The 19,699-nt window shown below is 68.7% G+C and carries 21 protein-coding genes and 2 riboswitches; of the genes, 5 read left to right on the top strand and 16 right to left on the bottom strand.

From position 1 onward, the window contains the following. The first annotated feature begins 116 nt into the window (after positions 1 to 116). Positions 117 to 371, top strand: a complete 255-nt coding sequence (locus ACFOD9_RS09490; RefSeq protein WP_379509841.1) for an ATP synthase F1 subunit epsilon — start codon at positions 117 to 119, stop codon at positions 369 to 371. A gap of 127 nt (positions 372 to 498) precedes the next feature. Beyond that, positions 499 to 2,043: a hypothetical protein gene (locus ACFOD9_RS09495; RefSeq protein ID WP_379509842.1), complete on the top strand. Its 1,545-nt coding sequence runs from the start codon at positions 499 to 501 to the stop codon at positions 2,041 to 2,043. On the opposite strand, the gene ACFOD9_RS09500 is transcribed toward ACFOD9_RS09495, so the two are convergent. From ACFOD9_RS09500 to ACFOD9_RS09510, 3 genes are all read right to left on the bottom strand, one after another. After that, positions 2,013 to 2,474, bottom strand: coding sequence for a DUF6265 family protein (locus ACFOD9_RS09500; RefSeq protein ID WP_379509843.1), 462 nt, complete (start codon positions 2,472 to 2,474; stop codon positions 2,013 to 2,015). The genes ACFOD9_RS09495 and ACFOD9_RS09500 overlap by 31 nt on opposite strands. Before the next feature lie 50 nt (positions 2,475 to 2,524). Then, positions 2,525 to 3,874 carry a sulfatase-like hydrolase/transferase gene (locus tag ACFOD9_RS09505; RefSeq protein WP_379509844.1) on the bottom strand — a complete coding sequence of 450 codons (1,350 nt, stop codon included), beginning with the start codon at positions 3,872 to 3,874 and terminating at the stop codon, positions 2,525 to 2,527. A gap of 149 nt (positions 3,875 to 4,023) precedes the next feature. Beyond that, positions 4,024 to 4,989, bottom strand: coding sequence for a DMT family transporter (locus ACFOD9_RS09510; protein ID WP_379509845.1), 966 nt, complete (start codon positions 4,987 to 4,989; stop codon positions 4,024 to 4,026). A 240-nt stretch (positions 4,990 to 5,229) separates the two neighbouring features. On the opposite strand from ACFOD9_RS09510, the gene ACFOD9_RS09515 reads away from it, so the two are divergent. From ACFOD9_RS09515 to ACFOD9_RS09525, 3 genes are all read left to right on the top strand, one after another. Further along, complete coding sequence (locus ACFOD9_RS09515; RefSeq protein WP_379509846.1) at positions 5,230 to 6,762, top strand: CpaF family protein; 1,533 nt, start codon at positions 5,230 to 5,232, stop codon at positions 6,760 to 6,762. 122 nt (positions 6,763 to 6,884) lie between these two features. Continuing rightward, positions 6,885 to 7,796 carry a DMT family transporter gene (locus tag ACFOD9_RS09520; RefSeq protein ID WP_379509847.1) on the top strand — a complete coding sequence of 304 codons (912 nt, stop codon included), beginning with the start codon at positions 6,885 to 6,887 and terminating at the stop codon, positions 7,794 to 7,796. Between the two features lie 86 nt (positions 7,797 to 7,882). After that, positions 7,883 to 8,017, top strand: a complete 135-nt coding sequence (locus ACFOD9_RS09525; protein WP_379509848.1) for an entericidin A/B family lipoprotein — start codon at positions 7,883 to 7,885, stop codon at positions 8,015 to 8,017. A 48-nt stretch (positions 8,018 to 8,065) separates the two neighbouring features. On the opposite strand, the gene gcvPB is transcribed toward ACFOD9_RS09525, so the two are convergent. The 13 genes from gcvPB to ACFOD9_RS09590 all read right to left on the bottom strand — a co-directional run bounded on the left by gcvPB (position 8,066) and on the right by ACFOD9_RS09590 (position 19,628). Further along, complete coding sequence (gcvPB, locus tag ACFOD9_RS09530; RefSeq protein ID WP_379509849.1) at positions 8,066 to 9,649, bottom strand: aminomethyl-transferring glycine dehydrogenase subunit GcvPB; 1,584 nt, start codon at positions 9,647 to 9,649, stop codon at positions 8,066 to 8,068. Then, complete coding sequence (gcvPA, locus tag ACFOD9_RS09535; RefSeq protein ID WP_379509850.1) at positions 9,646 to 11,028, bottom strand: aminomethyl-transferring glycine dehydrogenase subunit GcvPA; 1,383 nt, start codon at positions 11,026 to 11,028, stop codon at positions 9,646 to 9,648. Before gcvPA ends, gcvPB begins: the two co-directional genes overlap by 4 nt. A gap of 149 nt (positions 11,029 to 11,177) precedes the next feature. Continuing rightward, positions 11,178 to 11,549, bottom strand: coding sequence for a glycine cleavage system protein GcvH (gcvH, locus tag ACFOD9_RS09540; RefSeq protein WP_379509851.1), 372 nt, complete (start codon positions 11,547 to 11,549; stop codon positions 11,178 to 11,180). Between the two features lie 10 nt (positions 11,550 to 11,559). Then, complete coding sequence (gene gcvT, locus ACFOD9_RS09545) at positions 11,560 to 12,672, bottom strand: glycine cleavage system aminomethyltransferase GcvT (protein ID WP_379509976.1); 1,113 nt, start codon at positions 12,670 to 12,672, stop codon at positions 11,560 to 11,562. Between the two features lie 100 nt (positions 12,673 to 12,772). Further along, positions 12,773 to 12,897, bottom strand: a riboswitch (glycine riboswitch). A gap of 1 nt (position 12,898) precedes the next feature. After that, a riboswitch (glycine riboswitch) is annotated at positions 12,899 to 13,023 on the bottom strand. A gap of 81 nt (positions 13,024 to 13,104) precedes the next feature. Continuing rightward, positions 13,105 to 13,818, bottom strand: a complete 714-nt coding sequence (locus ACFOD9_RS09550; protein WP_379509852.1) for an NAD(P)H-binding protein — start codon at positions 13,816 to 13,818, stop codon at positions 13,105 to 13,107. Then, positions 13,811 to 14,995 carry a deoxyguanosinetriphosphate triphosphohydrolase gene (locus tag ACFOD9_RS09555; protein ID WP_379509853.1) on the bottom strand — a complete coding sequence of 395 codons (1,185 nt, stop codon included), beginning with the start codon at positions 14,993 to 14,995 and terminating at the stop codon, positions 13,811 to 13,813. The genes ACFOD9_RS09550 and ACFOD9_RS09555 overlap by 8 nt, the downstream gene beginning before the upstream one ends. Further along, positions 14,977 to 15,642, bottom strand: a complete 666-nt coding sequence (locus tag ACFOD9_RS09560; RefSeq protein WP_379509854.1) for an aspartate/glutamate racemase family protein — start codon at positions 15,640 to 15,642, stop codon at positions 14,977 to 14,979. Before ACFOD9_RS09560 ends, ACFOD9_RS09555 begins: the two co-directional genes overlap by 19 nt. Before the next feature lie 130 nt (positions 15,643 to 15,772). Beyond that, entirely contained in the window at positions 15,773 to 16,069 is a 297-nt protein-coding gene (locus ACFOD9_RS09565; RefSeq protein WP_379509977.1) for a hypothetical protein, read from the bottom strand. A 19-nt stretch (positions 16,070 to 16,088) separates the two neighbouring features. After that, on the bottom strand, positions 16,089 to 17,543 hold the full coding sequence (locus ACFOD9_RS09570) for an NAD(P)(+) transhydrogenase (Re/Si-specific) subunit beta (protein WP_379509855.1): 1,455 nt from the start codon (positions 17,541 to 17,543) through the stop codon (positions 16,089 to 16,091). A gap of 5 nt (positions 17,544 to 17,548) precedes the next feature. Next, the gene (locus ACFOD9_RS09575) at positions 17,549 to 17,833 is read right to left on the bottom strand and encodes a proton-translocating transhydrogenase family protein (RefSeq protein ID WP_379509856.1); all 285 of its coding nucleotides are present in this window, start codon (positions 17,831 to 17,833) and stop codon (positions 17,549 to 17,551) included. A 1-nt stretch (position 17,834) separates the two neighbouring features. Beyond that, positions 17,835 to 18,254, bottom strand: a complete 420-nt coding sequence (locus tag ACFOD9_RS09580) for an endonuclease domain-containing protein (RefSeq protein WP_379509857.1) — start codon at positions 18,252 to 18,254, stop codon at positions 17,835 to 17,837. Between the two features lie 110 nt (positions 18,255 to 18,364). Further along, entirely contained in the window at positions 18,365 to 19,480 is a 1,116-nt protein-coding gene (locus tag ACFOD9_RS09585) for an NAD(P) transhydrogenase subunit alpha (RefSeq protein ID WP_379509858.1), read from the bottom strand. Between the two features lie 22 nt (positions 19,481 to 19,502). Next, positions 19,503 to 19,628, bottom strand: coding sequence for an aa3-type cytochrome c oxidase subunit IV (locus ACFOD9_RS09590; RefSeq protein WP_379509859.1), 126 nt, complete (start codon positions 19,626 to 19,628; stop codon positions 19,503 to 19,505). Between the last annotated feature and the right edge of the window lie 71 nt (positions 19,629 to 19,699).

Genomic DNA, 19,699 nt, shown 5'->3' on the forward strand with positions numbered 1-19,699 from the left:
TGACTGAGCCCCTCCCGCAGGCGGGAGGGGTTTGGGGTGGACCGCGGACCTGCGCCGTGCCTGCCCTCGCTCACCCCCGGCCCCTCCCGTCTCCGGGAGGGGAGAAGAGGACCAAGATGCTGCACTTCGAACTCGTCACCCCGGCCCGGCTTGTCCGCAACGAGGACGTCCACATGGTGGTCGTCCCCGGCAGCGAGGGCGAGTTCGGTGTGCTGGAAGGCCACGCCCCGTTCATGTCGACCGTCAAGGACGGTGTGCTCAAGGTCTATCGCACCGAAAACGGTGCGCCGGACGAGATCGTGGTGGCCGGCGGCTTCGCCGAAGTCGGCGCCAATGGCCTGACGGTCCTGGCCGAGCACGTCGAGGGCTGACCTGCCGGGGGCGTTCAAGGCTCCCACCCGGTTTTCCCGCAGATTGCGGTGAACACGAACGCCTGGCGGCTTGCCGCCGGGCGTTCTTGCGTTATGCCGTTGGCGCGAGAGGGGCAGCGGCTTGGCCATGGCGTCATCACCCGAAAACGACGCGGCGCCGGCCAGCAGGCCGGGAGACCTGCTGGCCTTGGTGGCCGGCCATCGTTTGGCCGCGCTTGCCCTGTTCGCGCTGGCCGCCTTCGCCACGCGCTGCGCGACCTTCGGGGACTGGAACTACGAGGTCGACGTCCAGTTCTACCTGCTCACCGGCCAGCGCCTGGCTCAAGGGGCCGTGCTTTACGTTGACCTGTGGGACCGCAAGCCGCCGGCGCTGTTCCTTGCCTATGCCCTCGCCGCGCTGCTGCCCCAGCCGATGCTGGCGGTGCAGCTGGCCGCGACGGCCTGCACGGCGCTGGCTGCCTATGGCGTGCAGCGCATCGCCCTGCCCCATGCCGGAGCGCAGGGCAGCCTGCTGGCCGGGCTGGCCTACGTGGTGCTGGTCACCGGGTTCGGCGGGGCGAGCGGGCAGGCCGCCATCCTGTTCAACCCGCTGCTGGTGGCCTGTGCCTGGACCATCGCGGCCTCGCTGCCCGATCTTGCCCGGGGGGAAATCCCGCGCCGGGTGATTGGCGGCATGGGCTGTGCGGGGCTGGCGATCGCGATGAAGCAATCGGCCGCGCTGGAGGGGATCGGCTTTGGCCTCGCCGCTCTGGTCCTCGCCTGGCGGGGAGGCGCTCCCCTGCCCCGGCTGTTGGGCCGGGCCGCGGCGATGGGGCTGGCCGGGGCCATGCCGATGGTGCTGGCCGGTGCCTGGTATCTGGCGATCGGCCATTTCGGCGCCCTGTGGCAGGCGCTGGTGCTGTCCAACGCCGGGCGGGTCTATGACGATGCGGGGGGGCTGCTGGCGCGCTATGGTGCCTTGCTGCGGCTGCTGGCACCGGCGCTGCTGTTCGCGGGAATGGGAGCGCTGGCGATGGGGCCGGTCCGCCGCTGGCCACCGGCCTATGCGCTGGGCGCCTGCTGGCTCGCCTTGGCTGCGCTGGGCTTGCTCGCCTATCCGGCGCTGTTCCTGCACTATGCCCTGCCGCTGATTGCCCCGCTGTGCCTGATGGCCGCGCCGTTCTTCGCGCGGCGCGACCTGGGCCTGCCGGCCTGGGGCTTGCTGGCGGCCGCCATGCTGCTGCATTCCGGCGTACTCGACCTTGCCGCGCGGGCGCGGTCGCGGGCGGCCTCGGCGGACCTGCTGGCCTATGTGACGCGCGAGGCGCCGGACCATCGGGTACTGGCCTGGAACTTTTCGCCCTGGCTGCTGGCCCTGACCGGATCGGCGCCGCCAACGCCCCTGCTGTTCGCCCCGCACCAGTTCGACGAGGCCGAGGCGGCGAGCAGCGGGCTGGACACCATGGCCGAGGTGCGACGGGTGCTGGCCTGGGCGCCGCAGGTGGTGGTGATGCAGGAACCGCTGCCCGCCCGCCCGCTCAATGCGGCGACAGTGGCACTGGTGAAGGCCTATGTGGCCCAGTGCCCCCGCCTGCGTCACTTCACCCTTTACGACCACAATGGACCGCAGGTGCAAGCGGTCTACAGCGGCTGTGCAAGCGCTCAATCGACCGGGGGGGCGACCGGGCGGTAGTTCCAGCGGCGCGCGTCGCTGCCATCGATCCGCGACATCTCGACCATCAGCAATTGCCCTTCGCGCCAGTAGCGGATGCGCTGGGGGAATGGCCGGGCGGGGTTGGCGAATTCGATCGCCGCCTCACTCGCGACGGCGAGCGGATAGCGCGCCGCCGCGCCGCCCTTGTCCTGGAGGACCAGCGCGAGGGCGCCATCGGGCGCGCGTTCGATCCGCTGGTAGGTCCACCCGTTCACCTCGGGGCCGAACCCGTCGCGGGCGAGGCCGAGCATCAGGGCCACGCGCGGGGCGGTCCACAGCTCATCGGCCCAGGCGGCGCCGTCCTGGCGCGCCCAGGTGCCCGCCAGCCAATCCGGCAGGGCGGTGGCGGCGGCAAGCCGGATGGGGGCGAGCGCGAGGGCGAGGGAACAGGCGAACGGGATCAGGCGCATGGCCACCGGCCTTAGCCCAGTTGCCGCCCTACCCCAAGCCTGTGCGCCGGTCAGGCCGGCGGCCGGCCTTGCGCTGCCCTGCCCTGGCGGGACTGGAGAAGGATCCAGGGGACGTGATGGGAATCGAAGCGCATCCGGGCCTCGCGGGCGAAGAACGGCGGCATATGATCGCCCACGATCAGGAAGTCGGTGGGCGGCAGGGCTGGGTCCATCGCCATGCGGGTGAGCGCATCGGCGAGATTGTGGTGAACCGCGAAGAGCGGGCACAGCAGGGGCGATTCGGCGGCCAGTGCCTCGCCGCCGTAGCGGCAGTTGGCCGTGCCGATGCTGGCATCCTCGATCACCGGCAGGTGCGAATTGAGCGTGACCCAGTAGACCAGCTGCGGCCGTCCGCCCGGCGCGGATGCCGCTTTCAGGCGCGCGGCGATCTGGGCGGGCACGTCGACATCGCAGGCGCCGGGGAAGACCCCGCCACAGGCACGCGCGCCCGCCTGCTTCAGTTCGGCGCCGAAGGCCACATGATCGAAACCCGCCCTGGGCCACCATTGGCGACGATCGAACATGGCGCCGGCAAAGCCATGCAACGCGGTGGTTTCGTAGCCGGCGGCGCGGAAGCGTTGCGGCAGGCATTCGCCGGGGGCGAAGGGCACGCTTTCATCCAGCTTCCAGCGCCCGCACAGTTCGCGCATCTCGCCGCTGGTGGTGGCGCCGAAATAGGGCACAGCCCCGCTGCTCACGGCATAACGCGCGCGCCATTGCGGGCGATCCCAATCGGCCGCGAACAGGGCCGAGGCGGCCGGGGACACCGGGCGGCCCAGCCCTTCGACCAGCACGATCACCAGGTTGCGCCGATCGGCGGGAACCCCGGCATGGCCCGTGGCGGTGACGGCCGAGGAGAAGGCCGCGCCATCGACGACAAGATCATAGCTGCCGCGCGTGGCGGCCGTGGCATAGGCATCGAAGCGCATCACCCCGGTCACCGCGAGGAAGCCGAGGAGGATGTTCATCGGCGTGGTGAAACGCGGCACCCGCGGCATCTGGGTCCAGGTGATCGCCATCGAGAGCGCCGACGCGCAGGCCGCTCCCACGAACATGGACGAGCGCAGCGGCGCGGCCTGGCTGAAATAGGTGGGCGCGTTGGCGATCTGATCGAGGTCGATGTTGAAATTGCGCGAGATGTAATAGGTCAGCATGACCGGCGTGAGCGCCAGGGCGCAGACGCGGCGCACCCACAGCCAGGGCGCCTGCGAGCAGATCAGCGCGATGCAGCCCGAGATCAGCAGGATATCGCCCATCGGCGGCCCGCCCATCGGCCAGGCCAGGATCAGGGCCAGATTGGGCGCGATCAGCCAGAACAGCACCCAACGCCAGGGGAAGTGTTGCAGCAGCGGCTCGTTCATGGCTGGACCGACACGTTCCCCCTGTCCGGACGAGATGTCGCCGGCTTCGGAAGGCATACTGCCGAAAGTTAATTACCTTGCCTTTGCCTACCATGGTTACCGGGGTTTTCACATATTCCGGTGCGACCGTCCGACATGGTCGGCCCAACTCAGGCTGTCAGATCGGGCTTCGGATCGAGCCGGGGCGCTGGCGCCTGGCCGCCGCGCCACAGGACGAGGCCCGCCGCCACGATCACTGCGATGCCAACCAGGCTGGCCGGCTGCGGGGTCGATCCGAAGGCCAGCCAGCCGATCGCGCTCACCACCACGATCTGGACATAGGCCATCGGGGCGATCGGCCCGGCCCCGGCCAGCATGGTTGCCCGGAAGATCATCCAGTGGGCGGTGCTGGCCGAAAGGGCGACCAGGGCGCAGCGGGCGACGACGTGCCAGGCCGGAAGGCTCAACGCGAAGCCCGGGTGCCCGGACAGGTGGCCGATCACCGCCGCCACGACCAGGATCGGCGCGCAGATCACCGCCACGAAGAACTGCTGGGCGAGGATCGAGACATCGCCGATCGTCAGCCGGTTGCCGATCATGTAGAAGGCATTGGACACGGCGGCGAACAGCGGCAGCAGCGCCACCGGGCCGAGCGCGAGCAGGTTGGGCCGCAGCACGACCAGCACGCCGACAAAGGCCGCGCCGATCGCCAGCCACGAGCGCCGCCGCACCGGTTCTCCCAGGAACAGCGCGGCCAGCAGGACCGTGACCATCGGCCCGACGAAGCCGATCGCCACCGCATCGGCCAGCGGCATGACGAAGATCGCGGTGAAAAAGCCCAGGGTGGCCCCGGCCATGCCGACCCCGCGCAGCCCCTGGAAGCCGCGCCGCCGGGTGCGGAAGCCCGACAGCCCCTCGCGCCGGTAGACCACCGCGCCCAGGCCCACCATGCCGAAGCTGTAGCGCAGGGCCGCGACTCCCAGCGGCGGCCAGGCGCCGGCCATCGACTTGATCACCGCATCGCCGCAACTGAGCAGGGCAAAGGCGGCGAGCGCGAGCAGCAATCCGCGCCGATGGTCGATTTCCCGGGTGATGATGCGGCCCCTTTTCGAATTTGCCTTCGGCTTCAAGATCATGGCGGGGCTGTTTGCCGCCCTCTGCCCCAGTGGCCGGCAATTGCCCGCAGCGGCATTTAGGAAGTTTTCAAAGTTTCAACCATATATCCTGAAAACCCGCAGTGAGCCGACCGCATCTGGCCGATTCACCGTGGGAAAGTTGCCCGGGGCACGGTTTTGTCGCGGGGGGCGCAAGATCGCGGATTCGGCAGGTTCGCGGGACTATCCGGTTCGCGGGTTCAAGACAGGGACGATGGCGACATGAGTGCATTCGGGCGGAAGAACGGGATCGGTGCGATGAGCCCCGGCGCCCGGCCGCAATTCGGCGTGGCACGGCCGATGAAGTCGTCGACCGCGCCGCCGCCGGACGCCCCGCGCCCGCCGATGCCCTCCGAAGCCTTCCCGCCGATCCCCCAGATCCCCGGCGATCCGATGGGCGGCATGGGCGCGCTGGATGGCAAGGGCGATGCGATGTCGCGGCTGGCCGAACGGGCCACGACCGTCGTCAGCAACCAGTACGAGGCCGAGGGTTTCGAGGCCTCGGTTCACAAGATCAAGGAGCAGGTGCTGCCGCGCCTGCTTGAACGCGTCGACCCCGAAGCGGCCGCGACCCTGTCCAAGGACGAGCTGTCGGAGGAATTCCGCCCGATCATCCTGGAAGTGCTGGCCGAGCTGAAGATCACCCTCAACCGGCGCGAGCAGTTCGCGCTGGAAAAGGTGCTGATCGACGAATTGCTGGGCTTCGGGCCGCTGGAAGAGCTGCTCAACGATCCGGACGTGTCCGACATCATGGTCAACGGGCCGGACCAGACCTACATCGAAAAGAAGGGCAAGCTTCAGCTTGCCCCGATCCGCTTCCGCGACGAAAGCCACCTGTTCCAGATCGCCCAGCGCATCGTCAACCAGGTTGGCCGCCGGGTCGACCAGACCACGCCGCTGGCCGACGCCCGCCTCAAGGACGGCAGCCGCGTCAACGTCATCGTCCCGCCGCTCAGCTTGCGCGGCACGGCCATCTCGATCCGTAAATTCTCCGAGAAGCCGATCACCATCGATATGCTGCGCGACTTCGGTTCGATGTCCGACAAGATGGCGACCGCGCTCAAGATCGCCGGCGCCTGCCGGATGAACGTGGTCATCTCGGGCGGCACGGGTTCGGGCAAGACCACCATGCTCAACGCCCTGTCGAAGATGATCGATCCGGGCGAGCGCGTGCTGACCATCGAGGACGCGGCCGAATTGCGCCTCCAGCAGCCGCACTGGCTGCCGCTCGAAACCCGTCCGCCGAACCTGGAAGGCCAGGGCGCGATCACCATCGGTGACCTGGTCAAGAACGCGCTGCGTATGCGCCCTGACCGGATCATCCTGGGCGAAATCCGCGGCGCGGAGTGTTTCGACCTCCTCGCCGCGATGAACACCGGCCACGATGGCTCGATGTGCACGCTTCACGCCAATTCCCCACGCGAATGCCTTGGCCGTATGGAAAACATGATCCTGATGGGCGACATCAAAATCCCCAAGGAAGCGATCAGCCGCCAGATCGCGGAAAGCGTCGATCTCATCGTCCAGGTCAAGCGCCTGCGCGACGGCAGCCGCCGCACGACCAACATCACCGAGGTGATCGGGATGGAGGGCGACGTGATCGTGACGCAGGAACTGTTCAAGTTCGAATATCTCGACGAGAGCGACGACGGCAAGATCATCGGCGAGTTCCGCTCGACCGGCCTGCGTCCCTATACGCTGGAAAAGGCCCGCCAGTTCGGCTTCGACCAGGCCTATCTGGAAGCCTGCCTCTGACCATCGCCTCGTCCCGGACCGGCTCCGGGACGAGCGCGGGGCGGCCCCGGCCAGCGGCCGCTGATCAGGCGGATTGATCGCCCTGCCCTTGCCTCGGCCGCGCCCGGGGCTAAAGCCGGCCCGTGCACCGGCAAAACCGACCCTTCCTGGCCCTGGGCCTGCGACTCATGGCCATGGTCATGCTTTCGGCCCTGCTGCTGCTGGTCAAGCTGGCCGGCGAGCGCGGGATCGCCCTGCCGGAAACGATGTTCTGGCGTCAGTTCATTCCCGGCTGCCTGATCCTGGCCTGGCTTGGCGCGCGCGGGGAACTGGCCCGGCTGAAGACGGGGCGGTTCCTGGTCCATGCCCGCCGCGCCCTGATCGGCACCTGCGGGATGTTCCTCACCCTGGGCGTGGTGCTGATCCTGCCGCTGGCCGAGGCCACCGTGCTCAGCTTCACCACGCCGATCTTCGCGGTGTTGCTGGCCACGCTGTTTCTGGGCGAGCACGTGGGGCCGTGGCGCTGGGGCGCGGTGCTGCTGGGGCTGCTGGGGGTGGTGGTCATCGCCGGGCCGGACCGGGGGCACCTGCCCTTGCTGGGCGTGGCGGCAGGCCTAGGCGCGGCCTTCTTCGTCGCGCTGGTCTCGATCCAGCTGCGCGACCTGGGGCGCACCGAGGAGCCGATCCGGATCGTGTTCTACTTTTCCGCGCTGGGCGCACTGATGCTCCTGCCGGGGCTGGTCCTGCGCGGCTCCAGCCACGATGCGATGTCATGGCTGCTGATCGGCGGGATCGGGCTTTCCGGCCTGTTCGCCCAACTGCTGATGACCGCCGCCCTGCGCTTCGGCACGGTTTCGAGCGTGATCGTGATGGATTATTCGCAGTTGGTCTGGGCGACGCTGTGGGGCTGGCTGTTCTTCGCCCAGTTGCCGCCCGCCACCACCTGGCTGGGCGCGCCCTTCGTCGTCGTCGCCGGACTGGTCATCGCCTGGCGCGAACAGGTGCTGCACCGCCAGCCGGCGATCGACCCGCAAACCGCGCCGAACGCCGACTGATCACCCTCCCTTGACCGCGCCGCCGTTGACTTGGGCGGGAACCGGGGCAACGGTAAAACCGGGATCAATCAAGAGGAAAGCAACCGATGTTCCGCAAGACCCTGCTCGCCCTGGCAATCGCCGGCGTGGCACTTGGCACCAGCGCCTGCAACACCGTCAAGGGCGTCGGCCGCGACATCCAGTCGGTCGGCCAGGCCGGATCGGACGCCATGCACCATTAAGGCTGCTGCCCGGCACGGGGGTTTCCCCCTTGTGCCGGGCGCCCCGGATCAACCCTGCCAGGCCAGCACCGGCTTGCGCGCGGCCTGGGTCTCGTCAAGCCGGCGGCGCGGCGCGAGGTGCGGCGCGGATTTGAGCGAAGGATCGGCATTGCGGGCGCGGGCAGCCAGGCTCCGCATCGCGGTGATGAAGCGATCCAGCCCGGCCTTGCTCTCGGTTTCGGTGGGTTCGACCAGCATGGCGCCGTGGACCACCAGCGGGAAATAGACCGTCATCGGGTGGAAACCCTCGTCGATCAGGCCTTTGGCGATATCAAGTGTGGTGAAGCCTTCCGGCAGCCCGCCAAGGCCATGATCGGCATCGCTGAACAGGGCTTCGTGCATACAGGGGCCGGACTTTCCGAAGGGCGCGTCGAGCACGTCGTCGAGGCTCCGCAGAACGTAGTTGGCATTGAGCACCGCGTCTTCGGCCACCTGGCGCAGGCCGTCGGCACCGTGGCTGAGGATATAGGTCAGCGCCCGGGTGAACATCCCCATCTGGCCGTGGAAGGCGGCCATGCGCCCGAAGGTCTGCGGGTGATCGGTGGGCGCATCCTCCTCCTCGATCAGGCGCACGGTGCCATCGGCCATGGCCTGCGCGAAGGGCAGCGGGGCAAACGGGGTGAGCGCTTCGGACAGGACCACCGGGCCGGAACCAGGACCACCGCCGCCGTGTGGGGTGGAGAAGGTCTTGTGGAGGTTGATGTGCATCGCATCGATGCCAAGGTCGCCGGGCCGGACCCGGCCGACGATGGCGTTGAAGTTCGCCCCGTCGCAATAGACCAGCGCGCCGACGGCATGGACCGCGTCGGAGATGGTCTTCATGTCGCGCTCGAACAGGCCGCAGGTGTTGGGGTTGGTGATCATCACCGCGGCGACATCCGGCCCGAGCCGGGACTTGAGCGCGGCGAGATCGACCCGGCCATCGGGCGTGGCGGGGATGTTCTCCACCCGGTAGCCGGCGAAGGCCGCCGTGGCGGGATTGGTGCCGTGGGCGCTTTCGGGCACAAGGATGACCTCGCGGGCATCGCCGCGCGCTTCCAGCGCGGCGCGGATGCACAGCAGGCCGCACAGCTCGCCATGGGCGCCGGCCTTGGGGGTCATCGCCACAGAATGCATCCCCGTGAGCGTGACCAGCCATTGCGCCAGCTCGACGATCACCCCGATCGCGCCGCGCACGGTCTGCTGCGGCTGGAGCGGGTGGACATCGGCAAAGCCGGGGAGGCGCGCCATCTTCTCGTTGAGGCGCGGGTTGTGCTTCATCGTGCACGAGCCCAGCGGGAACGGCCCGAGATCGATCGCATAGTTCTGGCGCGACAGGCGGGTGTAGTGCCGCACGGCTTCCGGCTCGGTCAGCCCGGGGAGCGCCGGCGGCTCGGCGCGCAGGAACCGGGCGAGGCCCGCCACCGGTTGGCCGGTCGGCTCGTCACCCAGGCCGTCGAAATCGACGCCGCAGGTGCCGGGTCGGCCCAGTTCGAAGATCAGCGGCTCTTCCAGCATCAGCCCGCGATCGCCGCTGGCGGTCTGCATGACGGGCGAGCCCTGGCCGGCCTCGCCCGGTTCGGGGCGCCAGCCGGCGGCGTTGGGGACGCTCATGTCGGCACTCCTTCGTGGGTATCGACCAGCAGCTCGGCCAGGATCGTGGCGAGCGCGTGGATATCGTCATCGGTGGTGGTTTCGGTGGCGGTGACCAGCAGGGCGCCATGCAGCCCCTCGGCCTCGGGATAGAGCCGACCGAGCGATACCCCGCCCAGCACGCCATATTCGGCCAGTTCGCGCACGAGTTCGCGGGCATCGCGCGGGAGGATCACGGTGAACTCGTTGACATAGGCCTCGTTCAGCACCTGCACCCCGGGCACCCGGGCCAGCGCCTGTGCCGTGGCGCGGGCGCGCTCGTGGTTGATCCGGGCGAGCCGGGCCAGCCCTTCCCCGCCCAGCAAGGTCATGTGGATCGAGAAGGCCAGGGCGCAAAGCCCGGAATTCGTGCAGATATTGCTGGTCGCCTTTTCGCGCCGGATATGCTGCTCGCGGGTGGAGAGGGTGAGCACGAAGCCGCGCTTGCCATCGGCGTCGACCGTCTGGCCGGCGAGGCGCCCCGGCATCTGGCGCACGAACTTCTCGCGGCAGCCGAACAGCCCGAGGTAAGGCCCGCCGAAATTGAGGCCGACGCCAAGCGACTGCCCTTCGCCGACCACGATATCGGCGCCCAGCTTGCCCGGCGCCTCGATCAGGCCGAGCGCGACCGGTTCGGTCACCACCGCCACCAGCAGGGCGCCCCGGGCATGGGCGGCTTCGGCAATGGCGGCCAGATCGGGAATGCGGCCCAGGACATCGGGATACTGGACCACGACGCAGGAGGTTTCACCATCGATCGCGGCGATCAGCGCGGCATCGTCCGGTCCGGCCGAGAGGTCGGGCAGGCGCGTGTCGAGCGTGTCGCCGGTGAACCGGGCCATCGTCGTCGCGGTGGAGACGTAGTGGGGGTGCAGCCCGCCCGAAAGGACCGCCTTCTTGCGCCGGGTGATCCGCCCGGCCATGACCACCGCTTCCCAGCACGCGGTCGAGCCATCGTACATCGAGGCATTGGCCACGTCGGTCCCGAACAGGCGGGCGACCTGGGTCTGGAACTCGAACAGGACCTGGAGCGTGCCTTGCGCGATTTCGGGCTGGTAGGGCGTGTAGGCGGTGAGGAATTCTCCGCGCTGGATCAGGTGATCGACCGAGGCGGGAATATGGTGGCGATAGGCGCCCGCGCCCAGGAAGAACGGCGCGCTGCCGGCCGACAGGTTATCCGCCGCGAGCCGCGCCATGTGCCGCTCCACCGCCATTTCGCTGGCATGGCCGGGCAGGCCGGCGATCGGGCCATCGAGCCGCGCTTCGGGCGGCACATCGACGAACAGCTCATCGACCGAGCCGGCGCCGATCGTGCGGAGCATATCCGCGCGCTCGGCAGGTGTGAGGGGCAGGTAGCGCATCGGTTCTTCCTTTATCCTCCCCACCTGTGGGGAGGGGGCCACCCTCGGGGTGGTGGTGGGGGTTTGCCGGATGGCGCGGCGTGGCGGCAGAACACTCGCCACCGCCGTCCCGGCGGTCCCCCTCCCCGCAAGCGGGGAGGAACGGCTGGTTACAGGCCTTTCACGTAGTCGTCGTAGGCGGCGCGATCCATCAGGCCGGCCAGCTCCCCGGCATCGGCCAGGGTCAGGCGGAACAGCCAGCCGCCGCTCTCGGCCTCGGTGTTGACCAGTTCGGGGGCATCGGCCAGCGCCTCGTTGGCCTCGGTCACCGTGCCGCTGACGGGCGCATAGACATCGGACGCGGCCTTGACGCTGTCGACCACGCACGGCGCATCGCCCTGCTTCACCGTGGCGCCGGCCTCGGGCAGTTCAACGAAGGTGATGTCGCCGAGCTGGCCCTGGGCATAGTCGGTGATGCCCACGGTCCCGGTGTCACCGGCGACGGCGATCCACTCGTGATCCTTGGTGTAATAGGTGGTCATGGCGAGATCCTCAGCGGTGATAGCGGTGGGGGACGAAGGGCATGGCGACCACGCGGGCGGGCAGGCGCTTGCCCCGCACCTCGATGGTGAGCGCGGTGCCTTCCGCGGCCTGGGCGGTGGCCACATAGGCCATGGCGATGGGGTGGTTGAGGCTGGGTGAGAAACCACCCGAAGTCAGCCGGCCAACTTCCTGATCCCCGGCAAAAACCAGCGCGCCTTCGCGGGCCGCCTGACGGCCTTCGAGGGCCAGGCCGACGCGGACCGCGGGCGTGCCGGCGGCCAGTGCGGCCAGCACCGGATCGGCCCCCAGGAACCCGCCCTCGGCCCGGCGGCGCTTGCTGATCGCAAAGGCCAGGCCCGCGCTCACCGGATCGGTTTCGGGCGAAAGATCGTGGCCATAGAGCGGCAGGCCGGCTTCGAGGCGCAGGCTGTCACGCGCGCCAAGGCCGATCGGGCGAACCTGCGGCTGGGCGCAGAGCGCATCGGCTAGCGCCGCGATGTCGGCGGCGCGCACCGAGATCTCGTAGCCGTCTTCCCCGGTATAGCCCGAGCGGCTGACGCCGAGCGGCACTTCGCCCCAGTGGTAGGCGGCGGCCTGCATGAATTTGAGGTCCGATACCTCGGGCATTTCCGCGAAGGCGGGCTTCAGCCCGAGCGCGGCCAGCGCCGAGGCGGCTTCCGGCCCTTGCAGGGCGAGCAGGCCGTGTTCGTCAAGCAGGTTGAGGGTGATCACATCGGGCAGATATTCGCGCAGGTGGGCAATATCGTCCCACTTGGTCGCGCCGTTGACGACGAGATAATAATGATCGCCGCGATTGGTGACCATGAGATCATCGAGAATGCCCCCGGCCTCGTCGAGCAGTAGCGAATAGCGCTGGCGGCCGGGCTTTAGCGCCGAAATGTCGCCGGGCAGGATCGCTTCGAGCGCAGCGGTGGCCCCTTCGCCCGAAACGGCGAGCTGGCCCATGTGCGACACGTCGAACAGGCCGGCGTGGTGGCGGGTCCACAGGTGTTCGGCGATGATGCCCCCACCTTCCCCGTCATACTGGACCGGCATCCAGTAGCCGGCGAAATCCACCATGCGGCCGCCGCGGGCGCGGTGCCAGGCATCGAGCGGGAGCATTTCCGGTTCGGCCGGAAGTTCGTCGAGATTGTCGTTGGCCTCTTCGAAGGCCGCATCATCAGGCACAGGACTGCTCCGCACAGGATTGGCACACGGTTCACGTGCCCCCTCTGTCACGGAAGCCTGAGAGCTTTCCCCCGTTCCCCGCCCGCATGGGCCAGCAAACCGGGTTACCCCTTCGGCGGCACGTCCGAAACCGGGCGGGCACTTTCCAGAGCGACGCTATCGACCCCACGCGGTCCCTGATGCCTGAGAGATTCCGGGGCGGTTGCTCCTTCGGCGCCGTTTCGAACCCCATGGCCCCGAATGAAAGGGCCGGCGATTCGCAACGGACTCTCCCGCGCGGTCAGCGTCAGCTTTTCTGCTGGAGATGCCGGCGCGCGAAGTCAACGCGCGGCTTGGCGCACCGGCAAACTATTCCACAGGCTCCGCTTAGTCGGTGACCATCTGCTGGCGGATCGAGGCCTGGAAGGCCTGGCGCTTGAGCAGGCGATCGAGCGCGGGCCATTCATGGACGAACCGGCCGCGCGCCTTTTCGTGGGCAAGGGCCAGGATCGCCTCGGCCAGGGTTTCGGCCCGGATTGAGCGATAGCGCGCGCGATTGCCGCCCAGCAGCGGATCGAGCAGCGGCGCCACGATCTGCCCGAGCCGTTCGAGCGGGCGCCGTTCGGCCCGCGGCCCGCGCAGCAGGCCCGGGCGGACGATATCGAGCCGGGGCACGCCCGCCTTGACGAGGGCATCCTCCATCTCGCCCTTGACCCTGAGGTAAAGCCCGCGCGCCGCGGCATCGGCGCCGACCGAGGAGATGGCGATGAACTGACGGGCGCCCGCCTCCACCGCCCAGCGGGCGCAGGCAAGCACCAGGTCCTGATCGACCGCGCGAAAGGCGGCCTCGTCCTTGCCCGATCTGGCCCAGGTGGTGCCAAGGGCCGAGACCACGCTGTGCGGGCGGGCCGCCGCGATTGCATCGCCCCAGTGTTCGGGATCGGCCAGCAGGACTTCCATCCGTGCGCCGGGCGGCAGATCAAGCTCGCGCCGGGCCACGGCAACCAGGCGCACATCGGCGCGGCCGACGCAGGCCCGGATCAGCGCCGAGCCGACCAGGCCGCTCGCGCCGACCAGGCAGATCCGCACCCGCTCAGACATTCTGCAGGCCTTCCGGCGTGATCCCGGTGATCCGCGCATAGGCGGAAATGGCGAAACGGTCGGTCATGCCCGCGAGATAGTCGGCGATGTGCCGGCTGCGGTCCGGTTCGGCCTCCTGGAGCCGTTCGGCCCAGCCCGGCCCCATCAGCGCGGGATCGGCGGAATAGGCGGCGAACAGCGTGGCGGTAACTTCGCGCGCCCGCTGCGCCGTGGCGAGCTGTTCGGCGTGGAGGTAGACCTTCTCGTAGAGGAAGGACTTGAGGCGCGCCTCCCGGGCGGCGAGTTCGGGCGAGAAGGCGGCGGTGGCGCGGCCGGCCTTGCGGACATCGGCGGCGCGGCCCATCCCCGCGGCGCGGCCGCGCGTTTCGGCAATGAGATCGTTGACCATCAGGCCGATCTGGCCGCGCACCAGTTCGCGCAACTGGCGATCGCGCTCGGCACCCGGAAAGCGGCGTTCCACCGCGCGCCACTGGTCGGCGACGAAATCGAGGGCGAGCAGTTCGTCGAGCTTGAGGAAGCCCGACCGCAGGCCATCGTCGATGTCGTGGTTGTCGTAGGCGATATCGTCGGCCAGGCTGGCGACCTGGGCTTCGAGGCATGACCATTCGCCAAGGTCCAGCGGCCAGGCCGCATCGAGTTCGGCAAGCGCCCAGTTGGGCTGCGAAACTGGGCCATTGTGCTTGGCCAGGCCTTCGAGCAGTTCCCAGGTGAGATTGAGGCCGTCGAATTCGCAATAGGGGCTTTCGAGCCGCATCAGCGTCCGCAGGCAATGGGCGTTGTGATCCCACCCGCCCTGCCCGGCCAGCGCGATGTCGAGCGCTTCCTCGCCGGCGTGGCCAAAGGGGGGATGGCCGATGTCGTGGGCGAGGCACAGGGCTTCGGTCAGGTCTTCGTCAAGGCCGAGCGCGCGGGCGATGGTCCGGCCGATCTGGGCGACTTCGAGGCTGTGGGTGAGCCGCACCCGGTAGTGATCGCCATCGGGCGCGATGAACACCTGGGTCTTGTGACGCAGGCGGCGGAAGGCGATCGAATGGATGATCCGGTCGCGGTCGCGCTGGTAGGGGCCGCGCGGGCCGCGCGGCACGGTATCGTCGGCGGCAAATTCGCGCCCCCGGCTGCGCGCGGGATCGCAGGCATAGGGCGCGCGGGCCTGCTCCATCAGTCGCCCAGGATCCATTGCGCCGCGCATTCGGCATGGATGCGGGTGCAATCGTAGATCGGCAGGACATTGGCATCGACATCGACGACCATTTCCAGCTCGGTGCAGCCCAGGACCACGGCCTGGGCGCCGGCGCGCTGGAGTTCGACCATCATGGTCTTGAGCTCACGCTCGGCCTGGCGGGTGGCCTTGCCCAGCATCAGCTCGTCGTAGATGATCCGGTCGAGCGCATCGACGAAGCGCATCTCGGGCGGCAGCAGCTCGATGTCGCGGGCGATCAGCTTCTGGCGATAGAAGGTTTCGGCCATGACATTGCGGGTGCCGATCAGCGCGGCCTTGCGCGCGCCGTCATGGGCCATGCGGTCGGCCACGCAATCGGCGATGTGGAGCACCGGCACGGAGACCGCGCCGGCCACCTCGTCATAGACCTTGTGCATGGCGTTGGAGCCGATCACCAGCGCGGTGGCGCCGGCCGCTTCGAGGCGGCGGGCGCTATCGGCCAGGACCCCGGCGGCGCGGCGCCATTCCTCGGCCGTCTGGAGGCGCTGGAGATCGGTGTAATCGAGGCTTTCGATCAGCAGGGGCGCGCTCGACTGGCGGCCCTTGCGGGCCTGGACCAGCCGGTTGAGGTGATCGTAATAGGTGCGTGTCGACAGCCAGGACATACCGCCGATGAGGCCAAGCTTGCGCAAGGTCGCAATCTCCCCGTGAAAACTGGTGGTGAACCCCCGTTCCCGCTGCCCTTAGGCAGGCGGGGACGATTGGTCCAGCGTGTCGGTTGCGCCTGGTCGCGGATCAGCCAAGGCCGGTCGCGCACAGGGCGGCGGAACTGGCGGTGACTTCCAGCACTTCACGGTCGCCCACCTTGCGGACGGCGGCGACATAGTCGGCCAGCGAGCGCTTGGGGCCGCGCAGGGCCTGGAGCTTGCGGAGCTGGGCGATGGTCAGCCGGTCGACCATGCGGCGGGCCATGCAGGCGCTGGTTTCCGCCGACAGGCCGGATTCGACGAGCGCCGAGCGCACCCGGCTTTCCGCGATCCGTTCGACACAGCCCGACAGCAGCAAGCCCGCTGCAACGACACTGCAAGCCATCCGCTTCACGTTCGCTTCCTCAATGCTGGAGCGCCTTCACGATATCCTCGACCATCTTCTTGGCATCGGCCAGGAGCATCATGGTCTGGTCCATGTAGAACACGTCGTTATCGACCCCGGCATAGCCCACCCCGCCCATCGAGCGCTTGATGAACATGATGGTCTTGGCCTTCTCCACGTCGAACACCGGCATCCCGTAGATCGGGCTGGCCTTGTCGGTCTTGGCGGCCGGGTTCACCACGTCGTTGGCGCCGATGATGAAGGCGACGTCGCACTGGGCGAATTCGCCCTGGATGTCTTCCAGCTCGAACACCTCGTCATAGGGGACATTGGCCTCGGCCAGCAGCACGTTCATGTGCCCGGGCATCCGGCCGGCGACCGGGTGGATCGCATATTTGACCGAGACCCCTTGCTTCTTGAGCAGGTCGCCCATCTCGCGCAGCACGTGCTGGGCCTGGGCGACGGCCATGCCATAGCCAGGGATGATGATGACGTTTTCGGCTTCCTGGAGGAGGAAGGCGGCGTCTTCCGCGCTCCCGCGCTTCCACGGGCGCTGCTCGCGCGCTTCGCCGGCCACGGCCGCCTCGGCGCCGAAGCCGCCGGCGATGACCGAGAGGAACGAGCGGTTCATCGCCTTGCACATGATGTAGGAGAGGATCGCGCCCGAGGAGCCGACCAGCGCCCCGGTGATGATCATGGCGGTGTTGTGGAGCGTGAAGCCCATCGCGGCGGCCGCCCAGCCCGAATAGGAATTGAGCATCGAGACGACCACCGGCATATCGGCCCCGCCGATGGGAATGATCAGCAGGAAGCCGATCAGGAACGAGAGCGCGGTGATCGCCGCGACCACCCACAGGCTTTCATCGTGGGTGAACCAGGCGACGAGGCAGAGGATCGCCAGCAGGGTGCCCAAGTTGATCGCGTGGCGCGCCGGCAGGAGGATCGGCGCCCCGCTCATGTTGCCGTTCAGCTTGGCGAAGGCGATGACCGAGCCGGAAAAGGTGATTGCGCCGATGGCAATGCCCAGGCCCATTTCCACCCGGCTATCCGGGTTGATCGCGCCCGAGGGCAGGAGAATGCCGAAGGCGTGGGGATTGAGATAGGCGGCCAGGCCCACCAGCACGGCGGCAAGGCCCACCAGGCTGTGGAAGGCGGCGACGAGCTGGGGCATCGCGGTCATCTGGATGCGGCGCGCGGTGGTGAGGCCGATCACCGCGCCGAGGCCGATGGCGGCGAGGATCTTCGCCAGGATCACGAGATCGGCGGGCGTGGGCCGGGGCCACCAGTCCCCCGGCGGGATCGGGGCTTGCGTTGCCAGCGTGGTGGCGACGGCCAGCGCCATGCCGACCATGCCATAACGGTTGCCCAGCCGGCTGGTGGCCGGCGAGGACAGGCCGCGCAGCGCGAGGATGAACAGCACGCCGGAGCCGAGATAGGCCAGCAGCGCCCAGGGCGGGAGGATCGTGTGGTCCATTCCCTTCAGCCCTTCCTCTTCGACTTGTACATCGCCAGCATCCGCGCGGTGACCGCGAAGCCTCCGAAGATGTTGATCGAGGCCAGGGTGATCGCGGCCAGCCCGAGCCAGGACGACGCCGCCGCGCCCTTGGCGGCGCCGGCGACCAGCGCGCCGACGATGATCACCGAGGAGATCGCGTTGGTCACCGCCATCAGCGGCGTGTGCAGCGCCGGGGTTACCGACCAGACGACGTAATAGCCCACGAAGCAGGCCATGACGAAGATCGAGAGGATCGCAATGAAGTCCATGTCAGCAAGGAACTCCGGAAGAGACTCCCCCTCCGGGGGAGGTGGCAGCCGCGCCAGCGGCTGACGGAGGGGGCGCGAGGCATAGCGAAACGATGGAATCGGCAACCGCCGCAGGGTCGCGGAGAACTGCCCTGGCGGCTATGCGAACCAGGCGAAGGCCGCGCTCGGACAGCCACGCTTCGCGTCGGGCATCCCGCTCGGGCCGGTCCCCCCGGTCATGCGCGACCCCATCCACCTCGATGACGAGGCAGGCAGCAGCGCAGTAGAAGTCGACGACGAACGGGCCAACCGGATGCTGGCTCCGGAATTTCAGGCCCATCGGCCGTTGGCGCAGTTGCTGCCAGAGCAGACCTTCCGGCAACGACATCTGCCGGCGCAGTCTGCGCGCGGCGGAGAGGGCTTGCGGGGTGTGGTCTTCCATTCAGTCCCCCTCCGACCCGCCTGCGGCGGGCCACCTCCCCCAGAGGGGGAGATTCTGGGGTGACCGACCGTGGCAGCGCGGAGCGCTGGCTGAGGGGGCGGCCCCTCCCCTCACCCCAGCAGCCTCTCGCTGACCACCTTGCCGGCTTGCGTGAGGCGCACGGCGTTGCCGATTTCCTCGTCGAGCACGGGCCGCTGCGCCTCCTTGTCCCAGAAGGCGGAGAGGAAGTTGTAGAGGTTGCGGGCGTAGAGGGCCGAGGCATCGGCTGGCAGGCGCGCGGGCGTGTTGCTGAAGCCGAGGATTCTTACGCCGTGGCGTTCAACCACCTGATCGGCCACGGAGCCTTCGACATTGCCGCCTTGCGGGGCGGCGAGATCGAAGATCACGCTGCCCGGCTTCATCGTGGCGATCTGGGCATCGGTGATCAGGCGCGGCGCGGCGCGGCCCGGGATCAGGGCCGTGGTGATCACGATGTCCTGTCTGGCGATGTGCGCGCTCACCAGTTCGGCCTGGGCCTGCTGGTATTCAGCGCTCATCTCGGTGGCATAGCCGCCGGCGCCTTCGCCCTCGATCCCCGCCACGTTCTCCACGAAGATCGGCTTGGCACCGAGGCTGAGGATCTGCTCCCTCGTGGCAGAGCGCACGTCGGTGGCCGAAACCTGTGCGCCGAGGCGGCGGGCGGTGGCGATGGCCTGGAGGCCCGCGACGCCGACGCCCATGACGAAGACCCGCGCCGCCGAAACCGTGCCGGCGGCGGTCATCATCATCGGAAAGGCGCGGCCATAGGCATTGGCCGCTTCGATCACGGCCTTGTAGCCGGCAAGGTTGGACTGGCTGGAGAGAATGTCCATGGACTGCGCGCGGGTGATGCGCGGCATGAATTCCATGGCCAGGGCTTCGAGCCCCGCCGTGGCCCAAGCCTCCACCCGATCGGCCCTTGCAAAAGGATCGAGGCCGCCGACGATCCAGGCGCCGGGGGCCAGGCCCACCAGCAGATCGGGTTCCGGCCCCTGCACGCACAGCACGATTTCGGCGCCGACCGTGGGATCGGCGACAAGCTGCGCTCCGGCGGCCGCATAGTCGGCATCGGGAATGGCGGCGCTGGCCCCTGCCCCCGGTTCAACCGCGACGGTGGCGCCCAGCGCGATGAATTTCTTCACCGTTTCGGGAGTGGCGGCAACGCGCGTTTCGCCCGCCGCGCGTTCGCGCAGGACTGCCAGCCGCATTGCGCCCCCCCGCCCGGGTTGATCAGCGGGTGATCAGGAAAACGACCAGCGCCGCCACCAGCACGGCCGCGATCGTGCCCCACTTCGCGGCGCTGAGGAAACCGGTGTAGGTTTCCTGCGAGGACTTGATATCGTTCGACGAAGCCATTGTTGATCTTACCCTTGAAGTGAGCCGCGCGCGGCGGGGGGATAGTCTTGCGGGGCAAGCTCTATCCTGCC

The sequence above is a fragment of the Novosphingobium bradum genome (genome assembly GCF_042646485.1).
GTDB lineage: Bacteria > Pseudomonadota > Alphaproteobacteria > Sphingomonadales > Sphingomonadaceae > Novosphingobium > Novosphingobium bradum.

What these genes read in the sequence shown, in the direction of transcription:
- ACFOD9_RS09490 (WP_379509841.1), top strand. Translation starts at nt 117, where the DNA reads ATGCTGCACTTCGAACTCGTCACCCCGGCCCGGCTTGTCCGCAACGAG.
- ACFOD9_RS09495 (WP_379509842.1), top strand. Translation starts at nt 499, where the DNA reads ATGGCGTCATCACCCGAAAACGACGCGGCGCCGGCCAGCAGGCCGGGA.
- ACFOD9_RS09500 (WP_379509843.1), bottom strand. Translation starts at nt 2,474, where the DNA reads ATGCGCCTGATCCCGTTCGCCTGTTCCCTCGCCCTCGCGCTCGCCCCC.
- ACFOD9_RS09505 (WP_379509844.1), bottom strand. Translation starts at nt 3,874, where the DNA reads ATGAACGAGCCGCTGCTGCAACACTTCCCCTGGCGTTGGGTGCTGTTC.
- ACFOD9_RS09510 (WP_379509845.1), bottom strand. Translation starts at nt 4,989, where the DNA reads ATGATCTTGAAGCCGAAGGCAAATTCGAAAAGGGGCCGCATCATCACC.
- ACFOD9_RS09515 (WP_379509846.1), top strand. Translation starts at nt 5,230, where the DNA reads ATGAGTGCATTCGGGCGGAAGAACGGGATCGGTGCGATGAGCCCCGGC.
- ACFOD9_RS09525 (WP_379509848.1), top strand. Translation starts at nt 7,883, where the DNA reads ATGTTCCGCAAGACCCTGCTCGCCCTGGCAATCGCCGGCGTGGCACTT.
- gcvPB (WP_379509849.1), bottom strand. Translation starts at nt 9,649, where the DNA reads ATGAGCGTCCCCAACGCCGCCGGCTGGCGCCCCGAACCGGGCGAGGCC.
- gcvPA (WP_379509850.1), bottom strand. Translation starts at nt 11,028, where the DNA reads ATGCGCTACCTGCCCCTCACACCTGCCGAGCGCGCGGATATGCTCCGC.
- gcvH (WP_379509851.1), bottom strand. Translation starts at nt 11,549, where the DNA reads ATGACCACCTATTACACCAAGGATCACGAGTGGATCGCCGTCGCCGGT.
- gcvT (WP_379509976.1), bottom strand. Translation starts at nt 12,672, where the DNA reads ATGCTCCCGCTCGATGCCTGGCACCGCGCCCGCGGCGGCCGCATGGTG.
- ACFOD9_RS09550 (WP_379509852.1), bottom strand. Translation starts at nt 13,818, where the DNA reads ATGTCTGAGCGGGTGCGGATCTGCCTGGTCGGCGCGAGCGGCCTGGTC.
- ACFOD9_RS09555 (WP_379509853.1), bottom strand. Translation starts at nt 14,995, where the DNA reads ATGGATCCTGGGCGACTGATGGAGCAGGCCCGCGCGCCCTATGCCTGC.
- ACFOD9_RS09560 (WP_379509854.1), bottom strand. Translation starts at nt 15,642, where the DNA reads ATGTCCTGGCTGTCGACACGCACCTATTACGATCACCTCAACCGGCTG.
- ACFOD9_RS09565 (WP_379509977.1), bottom strand. Translation starts at nt 16,069, where the DNA reads ATGGCTTGCAGTGTCGTTGCAGCGGGCTTGCTGCTGTCGGGCTGTGTC.
- ACFOD9_RS09570 (WP_379509855.1), bottom strand. Translation starts at nt 17,543, where the DNA reads ATGGACCACACGATCCTCCCGCCCTGGGCGCTGCTGGCCTATCTCGGC.
- ACFOD9_RS09575 (WP_379509856.1), bottom strand. Translation starts at nt 17,833, where the DNA reads ATGGACTTCATTGCGATCCTCTCGATCTTCGTCATGGCCTGCTTCGTG.
- ACFOD9_RS09580 (WP_379509857.1), bottom strand. Translation starts at nt 18,254, where the DNA reads ATGGAAGACCACACCCCGCAAGCCCTCTCCGCCGCGCGCAGACTGCGC.
- ACFOD9_RS09585 (WP_379509858.1), bottom strand. Translation starts at nt 19,480, where the DNA reads ATGCGGCTGGCAGTCCTGCGCGAACGCGCGGCGGGCGAAACGCGCGTT.
- ACFOD9_RS09590 (WP_379509859.1), bottom strand. Translation starts at nt 19,628, where the DNA reads ATGGCTTCGTCGAACGATATCAAGTCCTCGCAGGAAACCTACACCGGT.